Here is a 25525-nt window from a genome sequence, read left to right as displayed (position 1 = left end):
AAGTCTGTGAAACAGAACTCCCTGAATGGATGGTTCAAGAGCGGCGCCCCGGGCGTCTGGATCAGCGGTGGCGCGGTGTCCATCGCGGTCATCATGACCATTGGCCTGCTGGCGGTGATTGCCGTGCGCGGTCTGGGTCACTTCTGGCCGGCGGACCTGATCCACGCCAGCTACAACGTCCCGGGCCAGGGCAATCACCTGGTCATCGGCGAGGTGGTGCAGAAGGAAGAAGTGCCCCGCGCACGCCTGAAGAGCGCCGGTCTGCCGGTGCCTGACCAGGGCCCGGAATTCATGACCCGCGAGCTGATCAAGGTCGGCAACCGCGACCTGAACGGCAACGACTTCACCTGGATCGTCGGCGAGTGGCTGACCGACCAGAAGAACCCGCCGGAGCTGATGGCGCTGGAACGTCGTGAGTGGGGCAACTTCTACGGCTACCTGGTCAACGTCAAACAGGACGGCAAGGTGATCGCCGAAGGCGAAGCGGCCTGGCCCGAGCTGCAAGCGCGGATCAACCGTGTGAACGGCCTCGCCGCGCAACTCAAGACCCTGGAAAAAACCGACATCGGTGCGATCAACGCCGGTCTCGAGCGGATCCGTCTGCACGGTCGCAAACTGGAACTGGAAGGCAAGCTCGACGCCACTGCGCAAGCGGACATGGACGCCGAACGTGCCGAGCTGAACGCCCGCTATCAGGACGTTGAAGCGCGTCTGGCCGATCTGCACGCGCAGTTCAACCGCGATGCCTTGACCGCTCGCGATGCCAACGGCAAGGAAATCGAAATCGGCCTGGGCAAAGTGGTTCACGCCTACCAGCCAAACGCCATGGGTACCTTTACCAAGGTCGGTTTCTACTTCAGCAAGGTCTGGGAGTTCCTGTCCGACGACCCGCGAGAAGCGAACACCGAAGGCGGGATTTTCCCGGCGATCTTCGGCACCGTGATGATGACCCTGATCATGGCGATGATCGTGACCCCGTTCGGCGTGCTGGCGGCGGTGTACCTGCGTGAATACGCCAGGCAGAACACCCTGACCCGGGTGATCCGGATCGCGGTGAACAACCTGGCGGGTGTTCCGGCCATTGTTTACGGCGTGTTCGGTCTGGGCTTCTTCGTTTACGTGCTGGGTGGCTCGCTCGACCGTCTGTTCTTCCCGGAAGCGCTGCCGGCACCGACCTTCGGTACGCCGGGTCTGCTCTGGGCTTCGTTGACCCTGGCGCTGCTGGCGGTGCCGGTGGTGATCGTGGCCACCGAAGAAGGTCTGGCGCGTATCCCGCGTACCGTGCGTGAAGGCTCGCTGGCCCTCGGCGCGACCAAGGCTGAAACCCTGTGGAAGATCGTTCTGCCGATGGCCAGCCCGGCCATGATGACCGGCATGATCCTAGCGGTGGCTCGTGCCGCCGGTGAAGTGGCGCCGCTGATGCTGGTGGGTGTGGTGAAACTGGCGCCGTCGCTGCCGGTGGATGGCAACTACCCGTACCTGCACCTGGACCAGAAGATCATGCACCTGGGCTTCCACATCTACGACGTCGGCTTCCAGAGCCCGAACGTTGAAGCCGCACGACCGCTGGTGTACGCCACCGCGTTGCTGCTGGTGCTGGTGATTGCCGTGCTCAACCTGTCGGCAGTGTGGATTCGTAACCACCTGCGCGAGAAGTACAAGGCGCTGGACAGCTGATCGCCGTCACAAGAATTGAAGGGCTGCCGGCCTTATTCCCGGCAGCCAACCGAACCGAATTTGTTAGCACAGGGGATCTCCCATGCAGCACGAAACACATACCCACGGCATCAACATGTCTGCCTTGGGCCGCGACAAGCAAAGCCTGAACCTCGAACAGGAAACCGTGGCCATCGAAGTGCCGGGCCTGAGCCTGTTCTACGGCGAGAAACAAGCGCTGTACGACGTCAGCATGAACATCCCGAAACAGCGCGTGACTGCCTTCATCGGCCCGTCCGGCTGCGGCAAGTCCACGCTGCTGCGTACCTTCAACCGTATGAACGACCTGGTGGACGGCTGCCGCGTCGAAGGCGCGATCAACCTGTACGGCAACAACATCTACCGCAAGGGCGAAGACGTGGCCGAGCTGCGTCGCCGGGTCGGCATGGTGTTCCAGAAGCCCAACCCGTTCCCGAAGACCATCTACGAAAACGTGGTCTACGGCCTGCGCATCCAGGGCATCAACAAGAAGCGCATCCTCGACGAAGCCGTCGAGTGGGCACTGAAGGGCGCGGCCCTGTGGGACGAAGTGAAAGACCGCCTGCATGACTCGGCACTCGGCCTGTCCGGTGGTCAGCAGCAGCGTCTGGTGATCGCCCGTACCATCGCCGTGGAACCGGAAGTGCTGCTGCTCGACGAACCGTGCTCGGCCCTCGACCCGATCTCGACCCTGAAAGTCGAAGAGCTGATCTACGAGCTCAAATCCAAGTTCACCATCGTCATCGTGACCCACAACATGCAGCAGGCGGCGCGGGTGTCCGACTACACGGCGTTCATGTACATGGGCAAACTGGTGGAATTCGGCGACACCGATACCCTGTTCACCAATCCGGCCAAGAAGCAGACCGAAGACTACATCACCGGTCGTTACGGCTAGCAGACGCTGGTTGTCGCTCACTGAATTGACGCTCGCACCTTACCGGACGCTCCAAGGACGCCAACATGATTAGTAAAGAAGGCCTTACCCATCACATTTCCGCGCAGTTCAACGCCGAACTGGAAGAAGTGCGCAGCCACCTGCTGGCCATGGGCGGGCTGGTCGAAAAGCAGGTCAATGACGCGGTCACCGCGCTGATCGAGGCCGACTCGGGCCTGGCCCAGCAAGTGCGCGAAATCGACGACCAGATCAACCAGATGGAGCGCAACATCGACGAAGAATGCCTGCGCATTCTGGCCCGTCGTCAGCCGGCGGCGTCCGACCTGCGTCTGATCATCAGCATCTCCAAGTCGGTGATCGACCTGGAGCGCATCGGCGACGAAGCGACCAAGATCGCCCGCCGCGCGATCCAGCTGTGCGAAGAAGGTGAAGCGCCGCGCGGTTACGTCGAAGTGCGTCACATCGGCGACCAGGTGCGCAACATGGTCCGCGATGCGCTTGACGCGTTCGCCCGTTTCGACGCCGATCTGGCGCTGTCGGTGGCGCAGTACGACAAGATCATCGACCGCGAATACAAGACCGCCCTGCGCGAGCTGGCGACCTACATGATGGAAGACCCACGCTCTATCTCGCGGGTCTTGAGCATCATCTGGGTGCTGCGTTCGCTGGAGCGGATCGGCGACCACGCTCGCAACATCTCGGAGCTGGTGATCTACCTGGTGCGCGGCACCGACGTGCGCCACATGGGCCTCAAGCGCATGAAGGAAGAAGTTGAAGGGACAAGCGGCGAAACCGCTAATGTTCCGGGCGATGCTGACGATAAGTAAGATTGCCTGAGAAAAGCGCCCGGCCCTTTGGCCGGGCGTTTTTGTTTCTGCTTTTCATAGGCAGAACCGAATTAAAAAGCAGCACCCGTGAACGAAAAGTCCCGGCGTGACTGAAGAGTTTTGGCAATGTGCCATCAGCCAGCGTTATGCTTGCCGGGATTTTAATAGGGGTGTTGGATGAGCAAGATCAGTGTGTTGGTCGTGGACGATGCATCGTTCATTCGTGACCTGGTGAAAAAGTGCCTGCGTAATTACTTCCCGGGGATCCGCACCGAGGACGCCGTCAACGGTAAAAAAGCCCAGGCCATGCTGGCCAAGGAAGCTTTCGACCTGGTGCTGTGCGACTGGGAAATGCCGGAAATGTCCGGTCTCGAACTGCTGACCTGGTGCCGTGAGCAGGACAACCTCAAGACCATGCCGTTCATCATGGTCACCAGCCGTGGCGACAAGGAAAACGTGGTGCAGGCGATTCAGGCCGGCGTTTCCGGCTACGTCAGCAAACCGTTCACCAACGAACAGTTGCTGACCAAGGTCAAGCAGGCCTTGAACAAGATCGGCAAGCTCGATGCCCTGATGAACAGCGCCCCGACCAAGATGAACTCGGCATTCGGCAACGACTCCCTGAGCGCACTGACCGGCGGCAAGGCCGCAGTGGTCGGCTCCGCCCCGGCTGCGCCTGCGGCCAACCCTTTTGCCAAGCCTGCCGCTGCCGCCCCGGCACCTGCCGCCGCGCCACAGCGTGGCCTGCTCAACAGCCCGCCCGTGAAAGCCCCGGCAGCCTCTGCTGCTCCGGCCAGCGGCCGTGGCCAGGGCCAGTTGCGTTTGCCGAGCGGTACCCAGCAATGCGTGATCAAGGCCCTGAGCATCAAGGAAGCGCTGCTGGTAGTGAAGCGCACCGACACCCTGCCGCAGATCCTCGACAGCGCCGTGCTCGATCTGGAGCAGGGCGACAACGCCGAAATCGCCCGCCTCAACGGTTACCTGCACGCCGTGGTCGCCCACGAGCCGAAACCTGACAGCGACTGGCTGCAACTGACCTTCCGCTTCGTCGACCAGGACGCGCAGAAGCTCGACTACATCTCCCGCCTGATCGCCCGCGGCACGGCGCAGAAGCACTTCGTTCCGGGCGCTTGATCTTCGTCGCCTGACGGTCCGCCATCGCCAGCAGGCTGGCTCCCACAGGGATAACACCGAATCTGTGGGAGCCAGCCTGCTGGCGATGGGGCCATCAAAAGCACCACCCATCTTTCGCGTTGCCCAATTTGAAACATCTGTCGACTAGCCTGGTCTGCTTCAGCTGCTAGGCTCATTCCCAGGCCTTACTCGACAGAACTTTTGCCCATGCCCCTGCGCCTGCTGTTTTTCTGTGGTCTGTTCATGGCCTCCACCTCGACCGTGGCCATGACGATCTACAAATCCACCGATGCCAACGGAGTGGTTTCGTACAGCGACCGTCCGAGCAAAGGCTCCCAGGTGTTCGTGTTTCAGGACCGGATGGTCGAGCGCCTCGAACGCCAGGTCTATCTCGACATCAAGAAGCAGAAGGGCACCGACGTGGTGTTCGTGCGCAACGACCTGTATGCACCGGTGGAGGTCGCACTGGCGTTCACCGGGATGAGTAACGTGCGTGGCGCGCCAACGGAAACGATCCGCCGGGTGCTGCCGGCGCGCAGCAATACGCGGCTGGCGTTGCTGACGGCGGTGTCCGGCGGCAAACCGTTGGTGTATACGCCGCAGTTCCAGTACTCCCTCGGCGACCCCGCTGGCGCCGCCCAGAGCTATCGCTATCCGTTTCCGTGGCGGGGCGGTCCCTTCCGCCTGAGTCAGGGCGCCAACGGCGACTACAGCCACTACGGGCCGAAGAACAAATACGCGATGGACATCGCCATGCCGGTCGGTACGCCGATCATTGCGGCGCGGGCCGGGGTGGTGGTGAAGACCGAGAACTCGCAGAACGGGCGCGGCACCGATCCTTCCGGCAATTTCGTGCGGGTGCTGCACGACGACGGCACGATGGGTGTGTACCTGCATCTCAAGCAAGGGTCGGTGAGTGTGCGGGAGGGGCAGCGTGTGGCGGTAGGCAGTCCGCTGGCGTTGTCCGGGAACACCGGCAACAGCAGCGGCCCGCACCTGCACTTCGTGGTGCAGCGCAATACCGGAGGGGGACTGGTGTCGATTCCGTATCAGTTCAACCAGCCGCTGGGCGCATTGCCCAACTTTGCGTTGGGCAAGCGGTAATCCCCGTCAGTCGAGCATCAGCACCTTGGCCAGAATGATTTTCGGGCCTTTCATCTTCTTGATGATGATGCGCAGCCCTTCGACTTCCAGCACTTCTTCCTCTTCCGGCACCCGTTTCAGGGTTTCGTAGATCAGCCCGGCGAGGGTTTCGGCTTCGATGTGGTCCAGGTCGATACCCAGCAGGCGCTCGACCTTGAACAGCGGCGTATCGCCCCGCACCAGCAGTTTGCCCGGCTGGTAGGCGAGGATGCCGCGCTCGGCCTTGCGGTGTTCGTCCTGGATGTCGCCGACCAGCACTTCCAGCACGTCTTCCATGGTCAGGTAGCCGATGATGTTGCCGTCGGCTTCTTCAACCACGGCGAAGTGCGAGCCGCCCTTGCGGAACTGCTCAAGCAACTGCGACAGCGGCATGTGCCGCGACACGCGCTCCAGCGGGCGGGTCAGTTCGGCAAGGTTGAACGACTCGGGAATGTGGTCCAGCGCCGCCAGTTCCAGCAGCAGGTCCTTGATGTGCAGCAGGCCGACGAATTCCTTGCGTTCGCTGTCGTACACCGGATAACGGCTGAACTTGTGGCGACGGAACATCGCCAGGATTTCTTTCAGCGGGGCGTTGAATTCGAGGGTGATCAGGTCTTCCCGGGAGTTGGCCCAGTCGACCACTTCCAGTTCGCCCATTTCCACCGCCGAGGCCAGCACGCGCATGCCTTGGTCGCTCGGGTCCTGGCCACGGCTGGAGTGCAGGATCAGTTTCAGTTCTTCACGGCTGTAATGGTGCTCGTGATGCGGGCCGGGCTCACCCTGGCCAGCAATGCGCAGGATGGTGTTGGCGCTGGCGTTGAGCAGGTAGATCGCCGGGTACATGGCCCAGTAGAACAGGTACAGCGGCACCGCCGTCCACAGCGACAGCAGCTCGGGTTTGCGGATCGCCCAGGACTTGGGTGCCAGCTCGCCGACCACGATGTGCAGGTAGGAAATGATGAAGAACGCGGTGAAGAACGAGATGCCTTTGACCACTTCCGCCGACTGCACGCCGACCGCGCTCAGCAGCGGTTCGAGAATGTGCGCGAACGCCGGCTCACCGACCCAGCCCAGGCCGAGGGAGGCGAGGGTGATACCGAGCTGGCACGCCGAGAGGTACGCATCGAGCTGACTGTGTACGGTGCGCAGGATGTGCCCGCGCCAGCCGTGTTGTTCAGCGATGGCTTCGACCCGGGTCGAGCGCAGTTTGACCATGGCGAATTCCGCCGCAACGAAGAAGCCGTTGAGCAAAACCAGGATCAGAGCGAAAAGAATCATGCCGAAATCGGCGAATATTGTTGCGAGGGACAAGCCAGGGGAAGGGTCCATGATGGAGTTTTGCGGGTTCCGTGTGATTCGTAAGAGAGAAGAAATCGCGCCTGAAAGGCAGGCGCAAGTCTGCCAATGTAGCGGCTGACCTGGCGATTGCCTAGTCCGGCATTACTCGGCGGCGCTGATGAGCCGTGCCTGGGCGACCTGCGCCGGGGCGAAATGGCAGGTGAACGTGCTGCCGTGGCCGGGCACGCTGCTGATCTCCATCCGCGCGCGATGGCGCAGCAACACGTGTTTGACGATGGCCAGGCCCAGGCCCGTACCGCCGGTGTTGGAGTTGCGGCTGGAATCGACGCGGTAGAAGCGTTCGGTCAGGCGCGGCAGGTGTTTGCTGTCGATGCCGATCCCGGAATCCTGCACGCTCAGGTGTGCGCCCTGATCGTCGCCCCACCAGCGGATGCGGATGTTGCCTTCGGCCGGGGTGTATTTGACGGCGTTGAACACCAGGTTGGAAAACGCACTGCGCAGTTCCGCCTCGCTGCCCTTGAGCAGGATGCTGGCGTCGGCTTCCAGGGTGATTTTCTGATTTTTCGACCCCGACAGCTGCTGTGCATCGCTCTTGATCGACTGCAACAGGGTGTCGATGTGCACGGGCTGGTTGTCCGACGGGTAATCGGTGGCTTCCAGTTTGGCCAGCAGCAGCAAGTCGTTGAGCAGGGTCTGCATGCGTCCGCCTTGCTGTTGCATCTGCTGCAGGGCGCGGCTCCAGCGCGGATTCACTTCCTCGACGTTGTCGAGCAGGGTTTCCAGGTAGCCGCAGATCACCGTCAGCGGGGTGCGCAGCTCATGGGATACGTTGGCGATGAAGTCCTTGCGCATCTGTTCCAGCTGATGGATGCGCGTGACGTCGCGCACCAGCATCAAGTGTTCGTTGTTGCCATAGCGCGTGAGGTACATCTGGATGCGCACGCGGTCGTTGGTCGGCGAGGGGATTTCCAGCGGCTCGGCGTAGTTTTCCTGCTCGAAGTATTCCTTGAAGCGCGGATGGCGGACCAGGTTGGTCACTGGCTGGCCGCTGTCTTGCGGGGTCTTGAGGCCGAGCAGGGTTTCGGCGGCGCGGTTCCACCATTCCAGGTTGCCGTCGCTGTCGAGCATGATCACCGCATCTTTCAGCGCGGCGGTGGACTCCTGAACGCGGTCGATCACCGCTTGCAGGCGTCCGCGTACCCGTTGGTCGCGGCGTTGCAGGTGGTAGATGCTGTCGAACACTTCACCCCACAGACCGTAGCCGTCGGGCGGTGCTTCATCGGGTTGGTGCAGGCGCAGCCATTCGTGCAGGCGCAGCAGTTGCTTGAGCGTCCAGGCCAGGTACAGGCCCAGTCCCGCCGCGAGGCTCCAGCCGTAATAGCCGGTGATCAGGCCGATCACCAGGCAGCCGGTGACCAGCAACAGCATGTGGCGAATCAGGGTGCCATGCCAGTTTTGATTCACGGGAAATACGGTCCTTGTCAGCGAGTCTGGCGGTCGGCTCAGGCCTTGGTGGAGAACCGATAGCCGGTGCCACGCACGGTTTGTACCAGATTTTCGTAGGCGTCGCCGAGGGCCTTGCGCAGGCGCCGGATGTGCACGTCGACGGTGCGCTCTTCAACATAGACGTTGCCACCCCAGACCTGGTCCAGCAACTGGCCACGGGTGTAGGCGCGCTCCTGGTGGGTCATGAAGAATTGCAGCAGACGGTATTCGGTCGGGCCCATTTCGGCTGGACGGCCATCGATGGTCACGCGGTGGCTGATCGGGTCAAGCAGCAGGCCGCCGACTTCGATCGGCGCTTCGCCATCGGTCGGGCCGGCGCGGCGCAGCACAGCCTTCAGGCGTGCCACCAGTTCGCGTGGGGAAAACGGTTTGGTGATGTAGTCGTCGGCGCCGACTTCCAGGCCCTGGATCTTGTTGTCCTCCTCGCCTTTGGCGGTGAGCATGATGATCGGGATGTCCCCGGTCAGCTCGTCACGCTTGAGGCGGCGGGCCAGCTCGATGCCGGAGGTGCCGGGCAGCATCCAGTCGAGCAGGATCAGGTCCGGCTTGCGGTCGACGATAATGGCGTGCGCCTGCTGCGAGTTCTCTGCCTCGAGGCAGTCATAGCCGGCCATTTCCAACGCAACGGCGATCATTTCGCGAATGGGCGCTTCGTCGTCGACGATCAGAATGCTCCTGCCAACCATGCCTTAATCCTCTTGTCATTTAACTGTCTTGCGCCGCATTAGATAACGGAATTATTGCAGTCGTGTGACAGTATTTTAGTCCAGCGGCGATTGTGCAAATCCTGAACTAAGCTCTAAGTCCGAATCCTGACAACCACAAAAGAAGGTTTCCATGACTCAAATGACTGCTTCCTTTAAAGCTCTGCTGATGGCTGCTGCCGTGACCCTGCCCGGCCTTGCGATGGCGGCCGAGCCGGCGATGATGAAAGACGGCATGATGGTCGATCACAAAGGCATGACCGTTTATACGTTCGACAAGGACGCTGGCGGCAAGTCGATGTGCAATGACAAGTGCGCCGAAAACTGGCCTCCGATGATGGCGCCGGCCGGTGCGAAGGCGGAAGGCAAGTGGACGGTGATCAAGCGCGATGACGGCAAGATGCAGTACGCCTACGACGGCAAGCCGCTGTATACCTTCAAGATGGACGCCAAGCCGGGTGACATGATGGGTGACGGCAAGATGGACGCGTGGCACGTGGTTCACGAGCACAAGTAAGCCATCGGCAGTGAAACAGCATCGCGGCCCGCAGGCATTGCCTCGGGCCGCGATGCCTTGAGGTCAGCGCAACGCGTAATCCAGCACGATCCCGACGAAGATCGCCAAACCGGCCCAGTGGTTGTGCAGGAACGCCTTGAAGCAGCGCATCCGGTCCCGGTCACGGGTGTACCAGAACTCCCAGGCATAGCACCCGGCCGCCGCCAGCAGGCCGAGGTGGAACCACATCCCCAACTCGAACTTTGATCCGGCCAGCAACAGGCAGCCCAGTGACAGCGCCTGCAAGGTCAGGATGATCACCCGGTCCGCCTCGCCGAACAGGATCGCCGTCGATTTCACCCCGATCTTCAAGTCATCGTCGCGGTCGGTCATCGCGTAATAGGTGTCGTAGCCCACCGTCCACAGCAGGTTGGCGATCCACAGCAGCCAGGCCGTCGCTGGCAGCTCACCGGTTTCGGCGGTGAACGCCATCGGCATGCCCCAGGAAAACGCCGCACCCAGCACCACTTGCGGGTAATAGGTGTAGCGCTTCATGAACGGATAGGTGAACGCCAGCGCCAGACCGCCCAGCGACAGCCAGATCGTCGCGGCATTGGTGCACAGCACCAGCAGGAAACTCACGCCCATCAGCAGGGCGAAGAACACCAGCGCCTCTTTCGAGCTGATCCGGCCGGCAGCCAGCGGGCGTTCGGCGGTGCGCTTCACATGGCCGTCGACCTTGCGGTCGGCCCAGTCATTGATGACGCAGCCGCCGGCACGGGTCAGCACCACGCCGAGGACGAAAATCACGACGTTGGCCAGCGACGGCGAACCTTTGCCGGCAATCCACAGCGCCCAGAGCGTCGGCCACAGCAGCAGGTAAATGCCGATCGGCTTGTCCATGCGGGTCAACTGGATGAAGTCCCAGGCGCGCGGGTTCAGGCGATTCAGGGATTTGAGCAGGCTTTGATACATCAGCAGTTCTCCGGACGGGCGCGGACGGCTTCCCACAGCGTAGGCAGGAAAATCTCCGCCACCAGTACGCTCAATGCACCACGGTCGAAACGCGAACGGCGGCCCCACAGACCGTTGGCCCGAGAATCCTCGGGCAGCCAATGTTCCGGGTAATGGCAGACTTCGATGGCACGGCGCTGGAACGCGTGATCGCAGAACAGCAGTTCGCCCAGCGAGCGGCTGCCCAACTCATCCATATGCAACCCGTCGCCCTGCAAGGCACTGCGCGACGCCACGCTGCGAGCGAAAACCCAGGCCTCGCCATGACCGCGCAGATACACCTCGCGCACCCAGCCTTCACTGCCTTCGGCCAGTTCCAGCGCCGCGCATTCGTCGTCGCGCAGGGTCTGCCAGCCTTCGAACAGCGGCGTGACGCTGAAGCCGTCATCGGACAGGCGGGTCAGGCGGCGGGTCAGGGAGCCTTCGTCGAACAGCCAGTCGAGCGTGGACGTGTCGGGGAGGGGTGTCAGGTGGCTTTGCGGGCGCCACAGCGGGGCGTTTTTGAGTTGCACAATGAGTCATTATTGGCAGCAAATGAGGCGGCGAGCTTACCATGGCGCACCGCGAATTTGATTGATCCGGGCCGCCATTGCGCCGAACAGGCTTGCATCTGGCCGGTACCATCAGTACAAAACGCCCTGAGCCGGATGGCAGCGCTGCACCATCGACCGTCCGCGCCGGCTAAAGCCTGAATCCTGAGGAAGTACCTGAATGAAAAAGTGGCAATGTGTGGTCTGCGGCCTGATCTATAACGAAGCCGACGGCTGGCCGGATGACGGCATTGCGCCGGGCACCCTGTGGCAGGACGTGCCGGAAGACTGGCTGTGCCCGGACTGCGGCGTCGGCAAGATGGACTTCGAAATGATCGAAATCAACTGAGAAAACACTGAGGAGTAGGGCATGAGCGCACCTGTCGTAATCGTTGGCACCGGGCTTGCGGGTTACAACCTGGCCCGCGAGTTTCGCAAACTCGATGGCGAAACCCCGCTGCTGCTGATTACTGCCGATGACGGTCGTTCCTACTCCAAGCCGATGCTCTCCACCGGTTTCGGCAAGAACAAGGACGCCGACGGCCTGAGCATGGCCGAACCGGGCGCCATGGCCGAGCAGTTGAAGGCCGAGATCCGCACCCACACCCGCATCAGCGGCATCGATCCGGGCCACAAGCGGCTGTGGATCGGCGAGGAAGCGGTGAGCTATCGCGACCTGATCCTCGCCTGGGGCGCCGAAACCGTGCGTGTGCCGATCGAAGGCGATGGAGGGGATTTGGTGTTCCCGATCAACGATCTCGAAGACTACGCACGTTTTCGCGCCGCGGCGGCAGGCAAGCGTCGGGTGTTGCTGCTCGGTGCCGGTCTGATCGGCTGTGAGTTCGCCAACGATCTGATCCTCGGCGGCTACGAAGTGCAACTGGTTGCGCCGTGCGAGCAGGTGATGCCGACCCTGTTGCACCCGTCCGCTGCCGCAGCGGTGCAGGCCGGGCTGGAAAGCCTGGGCGCGCGTTTCCACCTCGGTCCGGTGCTGACCCGTTTGCAGAAAGTCGCCGATGGACTGGAAGCCCACCTGTCCGACGGTCAGGTCATCCCGTGCGATGTGGTGGTGTCGGCCATTGGCCTGCGCCCGCGTATCGATCTGGCAGCGGCTGCCGGCATCCAGACCAACCGCGGAGTGGTGGTCGACCGTCATCTGCAAACCTCTCACGCCAATATTTACGCCTTGGGCGACTGCGCCGAGGTCGACGGGCTGAATCTTCTGTACGTCATGCCCCTCATGAGTTGTGCGCGAGCGCTGGCACAGACCCTGGTCGGCAACCCGACCGTGGTGAACTACGGACCGATGCCGATCACCGTGAAAACCCCGGTCTGCCCGCTGGTGGTTTCGCCGCCGCCACGGGGCCGCGAAGGCGTCTGGACTGTCGAAGGGCAGGGCGCCGACGTCAAGGCGCTGTGTCACGACGCGCAAGGGCAATTGCTCGGTTACGCCCTGACCGGCGCGGCGGTGATGGAAAAACTCGCGCTGAACAAACAGCTTCCGGCCTTGCTGGCGTAAATACCGGTCGTTCTGTCGGAATCACCCCGCTTTTGCCCCCACAAAGGTCGCGGGGAGACTGGCGCCGCCCTTATCCGCGTGCCATTCTCACTCCCGTCTGCCGCAGAGTAGAGCCTGCGGCGCCTTGGGCGCTGTTCCAACGAGAGCAGCACGGACATAACAACAAAAAACCGACTCAAAGGGGCTTCACTAATGCGTAAACCAGAACTCGCCGCTGCAATCGCTGAAAAAGCGGATCTGACCAAAGAGCAGGCCAACCGCGTTCTCAATGCCGTCCTCGAAGAAATCACCGGCGCCCTGCACCGCAAGGACAGCGTCACGCTCGTCGGCTTCGGCACCTTCCTGCAACGCCATCGCGGTGCCCGCACCGGCAAAAACCCGCAAACCGGTGAGCCCGTCAAAATCAAGGCCAGCAACACTGTTGCGTTCAAGCCGGGCAAGTCGTTGAAAGACAGCGTCAATCCATAATTGCGGCGCATCCCTGAATAGCGGGGAAAACCGTAAAAAAAATGGGCACACCGATTGCGGTCGGGTGCCCATTTTTTGTGTCCGGAGAATCCCGAGGCCGCAGGTTCTCTTCTTGCCTTCATACATGTATCGATCGAGCTATTTTTGTCTTGATATGCATACGTTATCAGCCATTATCCTTTTTATTGTCTAGCTATCTAGGCGTTGATGATGTTGCATGTATCGTAGATATTGCTTAAACCCAATGCCTTTGAATCGAGACATAAGGTACGTTTCATCAGTTAGTGACCAGATTCACGTACGCAGGGTTGGCGTTGGCTGTCATGCAGATCGATCCTTCTGCAATGTCTAGTATTGAATACACACACTTCGTGATTTGCACATTCGCTCCAGGAATTCAGACACTATGCGCCTTCAAGCCATGACCGACGATGCGATTGCCAGTGCCATTGGTGCCCGGCTCCAGGAATTGCGCCTGAAGAAAAATCTCAGCCAGGAGCATGTCGCCAGGGAAGCCGGCATCAGCCGCCAGACCTTGATCAATCTTCTCCATGGCAAAGGCACCCTGGTGAATCTGCTGGCCGTCCTGCGTGTCATCGGCGAGCTGGAAAGAGCAGCCTCGCTCGTGGAGCCCGTTCGACCGAGCCCGTTGCAAGTGATCAAGATGGCCGGAACCCGGCGTATGCGGGCAACCGGCACGCGGGCGGTGGGCAAGGCCTCGGCGGGGAGCGCAGGCGAGCCGGTGTCCGGCAGCGAAGTCAAAAAGGAGGTTGATTGGTGATTACGGCAAAGGTCTATCTCTTCGAGCGGTTTGTCGGGGGGCTGCTCTGGGATGAGGGCACCCAGCTGGGTTTGTTCGAATACGATCCTGAATTCGTCAAGACCGGTATCGAAATCTCGCCCATCCATATGCCATTGGCCGCCAATCAGACATACGCCTTTCCCGGCCTGAACCGGGAAACCTACAAAGGCCTTCCGGCCATCCTGGCGGACTCCTTGCCGGATGATTTCGGTAACGCACTGATCGATGCCTGGCTCGCCAAGGAGGGCCGAGACAAAGCGACGTTCACCCCGGTTGAAAGGGTTCTGTATCAGGGCTCGCGCGGAATGGGCGGACTCGAATACCGGCCCGCTCTCAGCGGTTCAGTAAATGCCAGTGAACGTATTCAGATTGATGCGCTGGTAGAGCTCGCCAGCGAAGTGCTCTCGCAACGGGAAAGTCTGGCCGATCGCCTCGCCCATCACGACACCGAAGTCGATGACGAGGCACTGAAACGTTTGATCCAGGTCGGTACCAGCGCTGGCGGTGCCCGGGCCAAAGCGGTTATCGCGATGAATGCGGCTGGCGAGATCCGCTCGGGGCAAGTCAAGGCGCCCAAAGGGTTTTCCTACTGGCTGCTGAAGTTCGACGTTGCGAAGAACACTGACGTTCTGGCCGACTCGCAAGGCTTCGGCCGCGTTGAGTACGCCTATTCGCTCATGGCCAAAGCTGCCGGCATCACCATGAGCCCGTGTGAATTGCTGGAAGAGGGTGGCCGCGCGCACTTTCTGACCAAACGCTTTGATCGTACCGATGATGGAGAAAAGATCCACATGGCCACTCTGTGTGCCATGGATCATGCCGACTACAAACAGCCGGGCGGCTACTCCTACGAGGAGGCGTTCGGGGTCATGCGGGTTCTTGGTTTGCCGCGCCGTGACGCCGTAGAGTACTTCCGCCGCATGGTTTTCAACGTGGTGGGCCGCAATCAGGATGACCACACCAAGAACACCAGCTTCCTGATGGATCGGACAGGCACCTGGTCTCTTTCCCCGGCTTATGACGTTTCCTGGTCGTACCAGCCCGGCAGCTTTTGGGTGGCTACCCACCAGATGACGATCAACGGCAAGCGCGACAACTTCGAACTCGCGGACCTGGAGGCGGTGGCCGGACAGATCCGGGGCATCGACGCGCCGGCCATCATCAAGGAGGTTTGCGCGGCGGTTAAGCGCTGGCGCGAGATCGCGGGATCGGTAGGCGTTGCGCCGCGATTGATCGATGAGATCGAGAAGACGCATCGTCTCTATCTCGGTGAGGCGCTTGTCTGATCAGGTAGAAACGAAGTACCAATCTTTAATCTGGTCATCGGATTTACCAAGAGCCATATGGAATCCCGAACATTTCGATATAGGCTTTGGACTCCGGAGAAAGAGGTAGCGCGTAGCGTCCTCCATTTTTCCCTTGATACGGCCCCTGCTTGACGATGCTCCCTTCAACCCGAGCAATCTCGACAGACATGAGACAAGGCGCCCCCAGCCAGACCTTGGCAATGCCGCCGGGAGCCAAGCCAATACCTATGCGGTCGCGGTAGTCTGTGATCCATTTGCCATCCAGTCTGCAAAAAGCCTTTTCCGGTTTGCGCATGATTTCCCGCGCGGCCTCGGGAATAACAATGTAGACCTCATAAGTTTGAGGCTCAGCCAGTGATTGCCATCGCACATAGATCAAGCGGGGAAGATCGGCACCGGTGACGTCACGTCCGGCGCCGCTGCCGGGGCTGTCAGGCCAGCCTGCGGGCTTGCCTTTGTTTTCGGCGGGGGTGTTTACCGAGGCAATCCCGGCACCGGCGCGTTTGAACACACGTTCACGGATATCCACCACGTCGGCCGTTTCAATCCATACCTCCATGTAGGCGGGTGCTCCGAAGCCGAGATACCAAGGCCGTTTGGTGATCGGTTGTGCATGACTTTGAGTGCAAAGCACCAACAGCAATCCGAAGACGAACCCCGTGTGTTTTTTGACGGGCCGAGTGAATTTATTCATGGGGGTGCACCACTCGTTGTTTGTTCTTTGTTGGGCGGTTGATAAAAACAACGCTCCAGTCGCTGTTGTTGAAATCTTTGGCTGCGTTCCAGTGCGCAGAAAGATGGATATAGCGACTGCGTAACGACAATGAACGGTCGCACCACTGACTGAAGGGGATGTGATGCCTTACCAGCTCCCGAAGGGGATGCCGTATTTTTCGATGTAGGTTTTGGATGCGTCTTTGAGAGGTCGATGTTTACCTCCGGATTTACCGTCATAGGGACCTTTGGGATTGATAGTTCCTTCGACTCGGGTAATTTCTACTGGCTTCAAGCACGGCCCCCTCAGCCACACCTTGGCAATTCCCCCGGGCGCCAAGCCAATAGTTACGCGGTCGCGGTAATCCGTGATCCATTTACCATCCAGTCTGCAGTACGCCTTTTCCGGTTTGTGCATGATTTCCCGCGCAGATTCGGGAATCACAATGTAGGCCTCATAGGTTTGAGGCTCTGCCAAGGATTGCCAACGCACATAGATCAAACGGGGGAGATCGGCTCCGGTGACGTGACGCCCCGAGCCGCTACCGGGGCTTTCTGGCCAGCCCGCAGGCTTGCCCTTGTTGTCGGCTGGGGTGTTTACCGAGACAATCCCGGCGCCGGCGCGTTTGAACACACGTTCACGTATATCCACCACGTCTGCCGTTTCAATCCAGACCTCCATGTAGGCAGGTGCTCCGAAGCCGAGGTACCAGGGCCGTTTGGGGATTGGTTGTGCGTGGCTTTGACTGCAAAGCACCAACAGCAATCCGAAGACGAATCCCGTGTTTTTTTTGATGGACCGAGTGAATTTATTCATGGGGGTGTATCACTCGTTGTTTGTCTTTTGTCGGTCGGTTTATGAAAACAATGCTTATGTCGCTGCTGTTGAAATCTTTGGCTGCGTTCCAGTGCGCAGAAAGGTGGATATAGCGACTGCGTAACAAAGCCCGTTCTTTGATGGTCAGTCCCTCAACGGATGAATTTCCAAGCGCATAAGCCTCAAGCTTGGTGTGGATCGGGATCAGTTCCTCAGGCAGCGAAAGTTTTGAATCGTTTTTGTCAATCGCTTCAAATGGCACACCATGTCTGACCCCCAGCTCACGCATGATGCGTAAATACACCAGCGACAACTCACCGTGTACCGGGCGTTCAATCATGGCCGCAGCATAAACCCGCTTCTGGGGATCCGGTGTGGATCGGCCCCTTTCCAATCGTTGAATTACAGGGGTCTCCCAGAGTGCAACCCGCAGTTGATTGCCTGGAGCGTCATCTTCGATGACGCCTTTCGTATACCAGGCAAACGCCTCCTTTTCGGCAGCGACATAGGCTGCGCTACGGGTCGCTTCGTGGCTTCGGCTGATGGTGCTGGTGACCGGACTGCTCAACAGAAGTTTCTCCCTGGCTCTGGGCAGATAACCACCTCCCAGATCCGAGTGGGCGCCGGGTAATACCAGATCAATCTCACCCAGGCTGTTAAGGGCAAAGTTCTCGCGATATTCATCACGAGCCACCAGGTGCACCACTTTGCTGGCGCAACCTTCCGGCAGCTTCAAGTCCAGCCCGGGATTTCTGCTGTTGGCGCCTGTGAAGTCGAGCAACCATGGATTGGTGATTGCCGCGACGGTATCAAACAGACCAATGAAATTGATGCCGATACAGGATTGTGGATCCCAGTCAAAGCTACTGGATAAAGACGGAGAGCCCGCTGGCAGCGCCTTTGCAAGAATGCTGCGCTTGCCTTTGAGCACTTCGTTTGCGAAGTGCCGTGCAGCGGCGGCGCCTCGACTGAAGCCGAAAATATCGAACTCGATTTTTTCTATTAGCGCGTTGGGGTTGCTATCAATCAGTGATCGAATTTGCTCCATTATTTTTTCCGGGCTCTGCTCCACACGAGCCAGGACACCCGTTTCGCCTCGGCCGGTTGCCTGGGTGTAAAGTGAATCGCCTCCATCAGCTGTCGTACCAATGCCTTCGATGTATACGCGCAAGGAAGCCTGTTTCGTTTTCTCCGGCAGTACCTCGAACGCATGGTCCGTATACAGCTCATGCAACCGCACGATATTGCTCACATCATTGCCATAACTGTTATCCGGCGAGTTGCCATTCCCGTCGTACCCATGGGCGGCGCAGTGCTTCTGGATCTCTTCGGCTGCCTCCGCCAGATTGGCATCTGGCGCATAGCAAGCCGCGACCGTTTCGCTGTTGGCCTTGTTGTTCCCCGTTCCATCGAAAAACACGCCAATCCTCAACGTAATCCCGGCAGGCGTTTCATCCTCCAGCTCGACTTCTTCTTCCTCTTCTTCGAGCTCGCTTTCCTCTGGGGAGGGTTGCGAGGCGTTCGTCTGTCTCGCTGCCGGATTACCCGTGGCCTGCGACGCAAAACGCTTGGCAGATTCATCCCTGGATACCTCGCCGCCCATGACAATCTCGGTACTGCTGAAGATCCCGCCCTCGTCGATCACGATGTGATGACCGCCCGCTTTCAGCGTGATGCTGGCGCCCGCATCCAGCACCACATTGGCACCGGCCTTGATCTGCACGTGCTGTCCCGCCTCGACGGCAATGACCTTGCCGACAGATGTCTGGCTGCTGCCCTGGATGCTTTCCCGTCGATCGCGTCCGACCTCCAGTCGACTGTCATGGAGGATCTGCAGCTCCATGTCGCGTTGGGCGCGCAGGTAAACCAGTTCCTGGCCGGCACGGTCCTCTAGCGTCAGTTCGTTGTAGCCGCCGGTGTCGGGCGAGCTGCGACTGCGCAGCACGGTGCGGGTCTTGTGCTCGGGCAATCTGTAAGGCGCGGGCGTGAGTTTGTTGATCACGCAACCGGTAATCAGTGGTTGATCGGGGTCGCCCTCCAGAAAGGTCACCACGACTTCCATTCCCACGCGGGGAAGGGTCATTGCGCCAAAACCGTTTCCGGCCCAGTTCGACGACACTCGTACCCAGCAACTGCTGCGCTCGCTGTTCAGCTCGGCCCGGTCCCAGTGGAATTCGATCTTCACGCGACCGAACTCATCGCAGTAGATCTCTTCACCTTTTGGCCCGGTTACCCGAGCCGTCTGGCTCACCAACGGAGGACGGCGCGCAGAGAGAGGCGGGCGGAAAACCACTTCGGCAGGTATGGCGCGGAAGCTGTTGCGATATCCCTGGGTAAAACCGTCTGCAGAAGCGGTTTCGTGTGTAGCGTGTTCCTCCAGAACTTGAGGTTGTCGCCCGGTGTGAGTGACCTCAAGTAATTGCCACAGTCCGTTGCATTGCTTGCGGGGATGTTCGGTCAGTTCGAACAGGTGGCTACAGCGCAGGGTTGGCTGGTTGCTCTGACCCTCGGCCGTTTCATAATCGGCGCGATGACGTTCCAGGGCCTGACGGGCAAGTTGTTTGCCGCGCTTTTCGTTCTCCATCGCCAGCGGATAGCGATAGTCCTCAAGTCCGGGTGTGAAATCGGCGACAAAGCGGCTTTCAAGCAACAGGTGCGGGCGCTTCAGGTCGTAGTCCCGACGGGTGACGCGGCTGGTACGTGTTCGGGCGTGCCAGGAAAACCGGTGGACCACCGGGTGCTCCGCCACCATCGCGCTGTCTTGCCGGTAGGTTGTTGCGTGCAATGTCGGCAGGAACACCGTGTCATCGGTGAACACCAGCAAATGCCTCTCCACAGAGTGCTGGTGATGCCATGTGATGCCGTCTTCGGCGCACAGGCGCTGGATGAACTCGAAATCGCTTTCACCGTACTGGGTGCAGTACGCGCGTGGTGGCAAGGTTTGGACATGGAACCTGAACGCATCGGCAAGGATGCCGTGACGTTTGAGCACTTGGGTGATGATTTGCGGGACAGTCTGGTTCTGGAAAATCTGTTGATCGCGACTGAACTGCAAATAGTGGAGGACTGGAACCAGTGTCAGGCCATAGTGCGACAGGCGCTTTCCCGACTCGCCGGCCTGTACGTCCTCGATGCACCCGTGAATACCTTCGCCATCCAGTCCGAAGCGCAGGAACGCCGGCTGACCAAGCAAAGGTTCCATGTCGAAATCATGAACCTCGCAGACGAGTTTTACCTTGATGGCATAAAGCGTGCTGACGGCCTCGGAACCCTCGAAAGCCAGCACCTTGAAGTCGTTGCGAACGGCGGGAATCTGCAGCGTAAAGCGCGCAGAACTGACAGCTCCAGACATACGCTTGTCCTTAAGCAGAGAGGGAAATCTGGCGTGATGTCGAAACCCTCCCTGGTCAGCGCACGCGAACATTGCCCGGCACGCTAACAAGGCGTGAAACAAATTTATGTAAGAAGAGTCCTTGGTTTAAGTCGGAACATTCCGCGTTGTAAAACAGCGCCAGGATGGTGGGAAATGCCTGTCGGAAAGTGATTCAAGGCGATAAGGAGACCCTGCGATAGTCCTGTCTGTGCAGGTATTCCAACAATATTCAACATATGAATTGCCATCAATTTGATGGCACTTTTATTGTTTGCAGTTGTCGCCAGTCATTTGTTAATAGATGAGCGTGTATTTTCGGAAGCGTCCTACTTCAAATTTTTTCCGTTTTTGTCATGCTTTCATCCGTATTTATGGAACGGCCGTGCCATCATTGTTGATGGCTTTCACCGGGCGCTCTAGATCAATGCTTACGGGGCAGCAGGCCGAAAATGTGAAATATAAACCGATATCAGGGAAACCCCTGCGACATATAGGGCGATCTCCTACACACCCCAATGAACAGTTCGTCTTGTTGTTTAATCGGATGCTTGCTAGTGGCCATCATAGTGATTACGATGCGCGCACTTGAAAGAGCACACACTCAATTGGATGAGTTTCCCCAATGCTCTTCGATACTGTCCCCGCGCCGCTGCAACTCCAATAGGCGTACGACCGTAATCCAAATAAAGGCCATGGATGTCCTACTCAAGCAAACTTTCCGCCCATTACCTCGAACTCGCTAAAGTCTCTGTTTCCAAAGAGAATTTTGCGGGCGAAGACGTTCGTTTCTCGAGCGAATTCGAGGCGCTGGAAAGCGAGCTGGCCAAAGCCTCGTCGATGCACGAAAGCGGGCAGGTCGACTGGCTGAAAATCCGCGAAAACAGCGAAAACCTGCTGCGCACCCAATCCAAGGATCTGCGGGTCGGCGCCTGGCTGACCTGGTCGCTGTACCAGCGTGAATCCTTCCCCGGGCTCCTCGCCGGCCTCGGTTTGCTGCACCACTTGTCGGAAAATAACTGGGCCGACGTTCACCCGCTCAAGCCCCGCACCCGGGCCGCCGCCATCGGCTGGCTGGTGCCGCGTCTGGAGCAGGTGATCACCGAGAACATCGCGATCAAGGAACAGCTGCCGATGTTCCGGCAGTTGTCCGAGCACCTGTCCGGCCTGGACGCGGCCTGCACCGAACATCTGGGCGATGACGCGCCGCTGTTGCTGCCGCTCTCCCGCCGCCTGAAAACCATGATCCAGCGCGCCGCCGACAACCAGCCGGCTCCCGGCGTGGTGGGCGCGGCGGTGGCTCAGGTCAAGCAGGCTGCCAGCCAGTTGCTGGCGCCGGGCGCACCCATCGACAACGAAAAAGAAGCCCACAAGGCCCTGCGCGCCCAGCAGGAAAGCGCCCGTCCGTTGTGCGCCTGGTGGCTCAAGCAGAAGGCAACAGACCTGCGTGCCCTGCGCCTCAACCGCACCTTGCTGTGGATGACCATCGACGCGGTGCCCGAGCGCAATGCCGAGCAGATCACCGTGCTGCGCGGCTTGCCGGTCGACAAGCTCAAGCAGTATCAGGACCGTTTCGATCAGGGCAAATACGCCGACCTGCTGGTGGAGCTGGAGGCGAGCCTGGCAAAGGCGCCGTTCTGGTTCGATGGCCAGAGGATGGTCTGGGAGTGTCTTCAGAACCTCAACGCCGAGCTGGCCATGCGCGAAGTGGAAATCCACTTCGCGCTTTTGATTCAGCGCCTGCCCGGCATCATCGAGCTGCGTTTCCATGACGGCGCGCCGTTCGCCGATCCGTCCACCCGGGCGTGGATCGCCGGCAACGTCATGCCGCACCTGCAAAGCGCCAGCGCGCCGCGCAAGGTCGAAACCGAGAACGTCGAAACCCAGCCGGCCTGGGAAAAGGCCCTGGAAGAAGTCCAGCCGATCCTGCGCAAGGAAGGCCTCAAGCCGGCGGTACAGATCCTCAAACAGGGTCTGCAATCGGCGCACGGCGGCCGCGAACGCTTCTTCTGGCAGTTCGCTCTCGCGCGGCTGTGTTTCCTGGCCAAGAAATACGAACTCGCCAAGAACCAGCTCGAAACCCTCGATCAGACATTACAGGACTCAGGCCTGCACGCCTGGGAGCCCGATCTTGCATTGGAAGTGCTGCACCTGCTGCACAGTTGCTGCGAGTTGCTGCCGCAGAACCATGCCGTACGTGAACGCAAGGAAGAGATTTATCGCAGGCTGTGCCACCTCGACCTCGAAGTGGTACTCGAATAGGCCCCAGGGCCACAACCGCAAGGAGAAAAGCCATGGCCAAAGAAGGCTCGGTAGCCCCCAAGGAACGCATCAACGTCACCTTCAAACCCGCCACCGGCGGTGCTCAGGAAGAGATTGAACTGCCGCTGAAGCTGCTGGCAATCGGTGACTACACCCACCGCAAGGACGATCGCAAGATCGAGGATCGCAAGCCGATCAGCATCGACAAGATGACCTTCGACGAAGTGCTGGCCAAGCAAGAGCTGGGTCTGACGCTGAGCGTGCCGAACCGTCTGCAGGAAGATGGCGAGGCCGACGAGCTGGCCGTGCAACTGCGCGTCAACTCCATGAAGGACTTCAACCCGGCCAGCCTGGTCGAGCAAGTGCCTGAGCTGAAAAAACTGATGGAACTGCGCGATGCGCTGGTGGCCCTCAAAGGCCCGCTGGGTAACGCACCTGCGTTCCGTAAAGCCATCGAAGGCGTGCTCGCCGACGACGAATCCCGCGGTCGCGTACTCGGTGAGCTGGGCCTGAACGCCGCAGCCCCGGACGCCTGAGCCCACAGCAGCCAAGGAAGCCAACACAATGAGCACTAGCGCAGCACAACAGAACGCCGCCGAAAACGGCGAATACAGCATTCTCGACAGCATCATCGCCGAAACCCGCCTGACGCCGGACGACGAAGCCTACGACATCGCCAAGCGCGGTGTGTCGGCGTTCATCGAAGAGCTGCTCAAGCCGCAGAACAACGGTGAGCCGGTCAAGAAAGCCATGGTTGACCGCATGATCGCCGAGATCGATGCCAAGCTCAGCCGTCAGATGGACGAAATCCTGCACCACCCGGACTTCCAGGCGCTGGAATCGTCGTGGCGTGGCCTGCAACTGCTGGTCGACCGCACCAACTTCCGCGAAAACATCAAGATCGAAATCCTCAACGTCTCCAAGGACGACCTGCTGGACGACTTCGAAGATTCGCCGGAAGTGATGCAGTCGGGCCTGTACAAGCACATCTACACCGCTGAATACGGCCAGTTCGGTGGTCAGCCGGTTGGCGCGATCATCGCCAACTACTACCTGTCCCCAAGCTCGCCGGACGTGAAACTGATGCAGTACGTGGCCAGCGTATCCTGCATGTCCCACGCGCCGTTCATCGCCGCTGCCGGCCCGAAATTCTTCGGTCTGGAAAGCTTCACCGGCCTGCCGGACCTGAAGGATCTGAAAGATCACTTCGAAGGCCCGCAATTCACCAAATGGCAGAGCTTCCGTACCTCGGAAGACTCCCGCTACGTTGGCCTGACCGTTCCGCGTTTCCTGCTGCGTAACCCGTACGATCCGGAAGAAAACCCGGTCAAATCGTTCGTGTACAAGGAAAACGTTGCCAACAGCCACGAGCACTACCTGTGGGGCAACACCGCTTACGCGTTCGGCACCAAGCTGACCGACAGCTTCGCCAAGTTCCGCTGGTGCCCGAACATCATCGGCCCACAGAGCGGCGGCGCCGTTGAAGATCTGCCTCTGCACCACTTCGAAAGCATGGGCGAAATCGAAACCAAGATTCCTACGGAAGTTCTGGTTTCCGACCGTCGTGAATACGAACTGGCCGAGGAAGGCTTCATCTCCCTGACCATGCGTAAAGGCTCCGACAACGCGGCGTTCTTCTCCGCAAGCTCCGTGCAGAAGCCGAAGTTCTTCGGCATCAGCGCAGAAGGCAAGGCTGCAGAGCTGAACTACAAGCTCGGCACCCAACTGCCGTACATGATGATCGTCAACCGCCTGGCTCACTACCTGAAAGTGCTGCAGCGCGAGCAACTCGGTTCGTGGAAAGAGCGTACCGACCTCGAGCTGGAACTGAACAAGTGGATCCGCCAGTACGTGGCCGACCAGGAAAACCCGAGCGCCGAAGTACGTGGCCGTCGTCCGCTGCGCGCTGCGCAAGTGATCGTCAGCGACGTTGAAGGCGAGCCGGGCTGGTACCGCGTCAGCCTGAACGTGCGTCCGCACTTCAAGTACATGGGTGCCGATTTCACCCTGTCGCTGGTTGGCAAGCTGGACAAAGAGTAAGAGCGACTCATGGACGGATACGGCAGCCTTTTCGAACGCCTCAACGGCGATGCGGAACTACGCAAGGGCAAGAGCCTCGAGGCTTCTGCCATGGCGTCGGTGGCTGCCCATCTGGCCAAAATGCTCAGCACCCGGGCCGGCAGCGTGCAAACGCTGTCCGACTACGGGTTGCCCGATCTCAATGACATGCGCCTGAGCCTGCACGACTCCCTGAGTCAGGCCCGCCTGGCCATCGAAAGCTTCATCGAAGCCTACGAACCGCGCCTGAGCAACGTGCGTGTCATTTCCCTGCCGCGAGACCACGACCAGCTCCGCCTGGCCTTCAGCATCGAAGGCCTGCTGGAAGTCGAGGGCTTCAAGCGTCAGGTCAGTTTCGCCGCGCGCCTGGATGGCAGCGGTCAAGTGAAGGTCACCTAAGGAGAACCCCGATGTCTGGCAAACCCGCAGCACGCGTATCCGACCCCACCGCTTGCCCGCTCCCCGGCCACGGCACCAACCCGATTGCCGCCGGTTCCGGCGACGTATTCTTCGACGGCCTCGCGGCCGCCCGCGAAGGCGATGCCTCCGCGTGTGGTGGTGCGTTGGTAGGCGATCTGGCGACGACGGTTCTGATCAATGGCAAGCCGGCTGCCACCGTTGGTTCGGTTGGTTCTCACGGCAATAAAGTCACGGCCGGATCAGGGACGGTGATTATCGGCAATTCGCATTCGCCGGCGCCGTTTGTGCCGCCGTTGCCGGTGGAGATTCAGTGGCCCTTCAACGAGCACTTCGTGATCAATTGTCAGGACACTGGAGTGCCATTGGCTGGCGTGGAATACACGCTGAAAACCGCTTCAGGAAAGATCATCAATGGAGTCACCGATAAGGATGGGAAGACACAGCGCGTTTTCTCTGCGACAGCGGAAACCATCGAACTGGTGATCGAGAAGCAGACAAAGGTTGCAATTGCGTAATCAGCCCATTGTTTCTCAGGTAAGCGCCATACCTGAGGGTTGTCGAAT

General features: G+C 59.9%; 24 protein-coding genes. 16 read left to right on the top strand and 8 right to left on the bottom strand.

Features of this window, described 5'->3' with window-relative positions; genetic code table 11:
- Window positions 1-6: 6 nt before the first annotated feature.
- The 5 genes from pstA (at window position 7) to DXT77_RS05110 (ending at window position 5658) form a co-directional block, all read left to right on the top strand.
- Window positions 7-1677: a phosphate ABC transporter permease PstA gene (gene pstA / locus DXT77_RS05130; RefSeq protein ID WP_119426845.1), complete on the top strand. Its 1671-nt coding sequence runs from the start codon at window positions 7-9 to the stop codon at window positions 1675-1677.
- An 82-nt stretch (window positions 1678-1759) separates the two neighbouring features.
- Window positions 1760-2593, top strand: a complete 834-nt coding sequence (gene pstB, locus DXT77_RS05125; RefSeq protein WP_065258233.1) for a phosphate ABC transporter ATP-binding protein PstB — start codon at window positions 1760-1762, stop codon at window positions 2591-2593.
- Between the two features lie 65 nt (window positions 2594-2658).
- Window positions 2659-3420: a phosphate signaling complex protein PhoU gene (gene phoU, locus DXT77_RS05120; protein WP_007954334.1), complete on the top strand. Its 762-nt coding sequence runs from the start codon at window positions 2659-2661 to the stop codon at window positions 3418-3420.
- 177 nt (window positions 3421-3597) lie between these two features.
- On the top strand, window positions 3598-4554 hold the full coding sequence (locus DXT77_RS05115; RefSeq protein ID WP_114886407.1) for a response regulator: 957 nt from the start codon (window positions 3598-3600) through the stop codon (window positions 4552-4554).
- 207 nt (window positions 4555-4761) lie between these two features.
- Window positions 4762-5658, top strand: coding sequence for a M23 family metallopeptidase (locus tag DXT77_RS05110; RefSeq protein ID WP_119426844.1), 897 nt, complete (start codon window positions 4762-4764; stop codon window positions 5656-5658).
- 6 nt (window positions 5659-5664) lie between these two features.
- On the opposite strand, the gene DXT77_RS05105 is transcribed toward DXT77_RS05110, so the two are convergent.
- The 3 genes from DXT77_RS05105 to phoB form a co-directional block, all read right to left on the bottom strand.
- On the bottom strand, window positions 5665-7005 hold the full coding sequence (locus DXT77_RS05105) for a hemolysin family protein (RefSeq protein WP_007954342.1): 1341 nt from the start codon (window positions 7003-7005) through the stop codon (window positions 5665-5667).
- 111 nt (window positions 7006-7116) lie between these two features.
- Window positions 7117-8403 (bottom strand): phosphate regulon sensor histidine kinase PhoR, encoded by a 1287-nt coding sequence (gene phoR, locus DXT77_RS05100; RefSeq protein WP_240789170.1) that lies wholly within the window; start codon window positions 8401-8403, stop codon window positions 7117-7119.
- A 74-nt stretch (window positions 8404-8477) separates the two neighbouring features.
- Entirely contained in the window at window positions 8478-9167 is a 690-nt protein-coding gene (phoB, locus tag DXT77_RS05095; protein WP_003229608.1) for a phosphate regulon transcriptional regulator PhoB, read from the bottom strand.
- A 151-nt stretch (window positions 9168-9318) separates the two neighbouring features.
- Here phoB and DXT77_RS05090 point away from each other — a divergent pair, with 151 nt between their 5' ends.
- Window positions 9319-9702: a hypothetical protein gene (locus DXT77_RS05090; protein WP_119426843.1), complete on the top strand. Its 384-nt coding sequence runs from the start codon at window positions 9319-9321 to the stop codon at window positions 9700-9702.
- Between the two features lie 63 nt (window positions 9703-9765).
- Here the strand turns inward: DXT77_RS05090 and ubiA are convergent, their stop codons facing one another.
- A complete protein-coding gene (gene ubiA / locus DXT77_RS05085) occupies window positions 9766-10656 on the bottom strand; it encodes a 4-hydroxybenzoate octaprenyltransferase (protein ID WP_119426842.1) in 891 nt (296 codons plus the stop codon).
- The gene (locus DXT77_RS05080) at window positions 10656-11207 is read right to left on the bottom strand and encodes a chorismate lyase (protein WP_119426841.1); all 552 of its coding nucleotides are present in this window, start codon (window positions 11205-11207) and stop codon (window positions 10656-10658) included. Before DXT77_RS05080 ends, ubiA begins: the two co-directional genes overlap by 1 nt.
- A gap of 199 nt (window positions 11208-11406) precedes the next feature.
- Here DXT77_RS05080 and DXT77_RS05075 point away from each other — a divergent pair, with 199 nt between their 5' ends.
- The 5 genes from DXT77_RS05075 (at window position 11407) to DXT77_RS05055 (ending at window position 15300) form a co-directional block, all read left to right on the top strand.
- Entirely contained in the window at window positions 11407-11574 is a 168-nt protein-coding gene (locus tag DXT77_RS05075) for a rubredoxin (protein ID WP_007954349.1), read from the top strand.
- Window positions 11575-11595: 21 nt separating this feature from the next.
- Window positions 11596-12744: an NAD(P)/FAD-dependent oxidoreductase gene (locus DXT77_RS05070; protein ID WP_119426840.1), complete on the top strand. Its 1149-nt coding sequence runs from the start codon at window positions 11596-11598 to the stop codon at window positions 12742-12744.
- Window positions 12745-12936: 192 nt separating this feature from the next.
- Window positions 12937-13212 (top strand): HU family DNA-binding protein, encoded by a 276-nt coding sequence (locus tag DXT77_RS05065; RefSeq protein WP_003213368.1) that lies wholly within the window; start codon window positions 12937-12939, stop codon window positions 13210-13212.
- A gap of 406 nt (window positions 13213-13618) precedes the next feature.
- On the top strand, window positions 13619-13993 hold the full coding sequence (locus DXT77_RS05060) for a helix-turn-helix transcriptional regulator (RefSeq protein WP_114886394.1): 375 nt from the start codon (window positions 13619-13621) through the stop codon (window positions 13991-13993).
- Window positions 13993-15300 carry a type II toxin-antitoxin system HipA family toxin gene (locus tag DXT77_RS05055; RefSeq protein ID WP_119426912.1) on the top strand — a complete coding sequence of 436 codons (1308 nt, stop codon included), beginning with the start codon at window positions 13993-13995 and terminating at the stop codon, window positions 15298-15300. Before DXT77_RS05060 ends, DXT77_RS05055 begins: the two co-directional genes overlap by 1 nt.
- A 43-nt stretch (window positions 15301-15343) precedes the next feature.
- On the opposite strand, the gene DXT77_RS05050 is transcribed toward DXT77_RS05055, so the two are convergent.
- The 3 genes from DXT77_RS05050 to tssI form a co-directional block, all read right to left on the bottom strand.
- Window positions 15344-16015 (bottom strand): DUF2931 family protein, encoded by a 672-nt coding sequence (locus DXT77_RS05050; protein ID WP_119426839.1) that lies wholly within the window; start codon window positions 16013-16015, stop codon window positions 15344-15346.
- A 168-nt stretch (window positions 16016-16183) separates the two neighbouring features.
- Entirely contained in the window at window positions 16184-16852 is a 669-nt protein-coding gene (locus DXT77_RS05045) for a DUF2931 family protein (protein WP_119426838.1), read from the bottom strand.
- A complete protein-coding gene (gene tssI, locus DXT77_RS05040; RefSeq protein WP_119426837.1) occupies window positions 16845-20204 on the bottom strand; it encodes a type VI secretion system tip protein TssI/VgrG in 3360 nt (1119 codons plus the stop codon). The genes DXT77_RS05045 and tssI overlap by 8 nt, the downstream gene beginning before the upstream one ends.
- Window positions 20205-20921: 717 nt before the next feature.
- Here tssI and tssA point away from each other — a divergent pair.
- Genes tssA through DXT77_RS05015 form a run of 5 tightly spaced genes read left to right on the top strand, consistent with a single transcriptional unit; the run spans window position 20922 to window position 25477 of the window.
- On the top strand, window positions 20922-22484 hold the full coding sequence (tssA, locus tag DXT77_RS05035) for a type VI secretion system protein TssA (protein WP_119426836.1): 1563 nt from the start codon (window positions 20922-20924) through the stop codon (window positions 22482-22484).
- Between the two features lie 32 nt (window positions 22485-22516).
- Entirely contained in the window at window positions 22517-23020 is a 504-nt protein-coding gene (gene tssB, locus DXT77_RS05030) for a type VI secretion system contractile sheath small subunit (protein WP_003229587.1), read from the top strand.
- A 28-nt stretch (window positions 23021-23048) separates the two neighbouring features.
- Complete coding sequence (gene tssC / locus DXT77_RS05025; protein WP_085708829.1) at window positions 23049-24524, top strand: type VI secretion system contractile sheath large subunit; 1476 nt, start codon at window positions 23049-23051, stop codon at window positions 24522-24524.
- A gap of 9 nt (window positions 24525-24533) precedes the next feature.
- A complete protein-coding gene (gene tssE / locus DXT77_RS05020; RefSeq protein WP_102688426.1) occupies window positions 24534-24941 on the top strand; it encodes a type VI secretion system baseplate subunit TssE in 408 nt (135 codons plus the stop codon).
- Window positions 24942-24952: 11 nt separating this feature from the next.
- Window positions 24953-25477, top strand: a complete 525-nt coding sequence (locus DXT77_RS05015; RefSeq protein WP_119426835.1) for a PAAR domain-containing protein — start codon at window positions 24953-24955, stop codon at window positions 25475-25477.
- Window positions 25478-25525: the final 48 nt, after the last annotated feature.

Origin of the sequence: Pseudomonas sp. 91RF, from assembly GCF_003576265.1 — a bacterium.
Classification (GTDB): Bacteria; Pseudomonadota; Gammaproteobacteria; order Pseudomonadales; family Pseudomonadaceae; genus Aquipseudomonas; species Aquipseudomonas kribbensis.
This window is presented reverse-complemented; position numbering and strand designations above follow the sequence as displayed.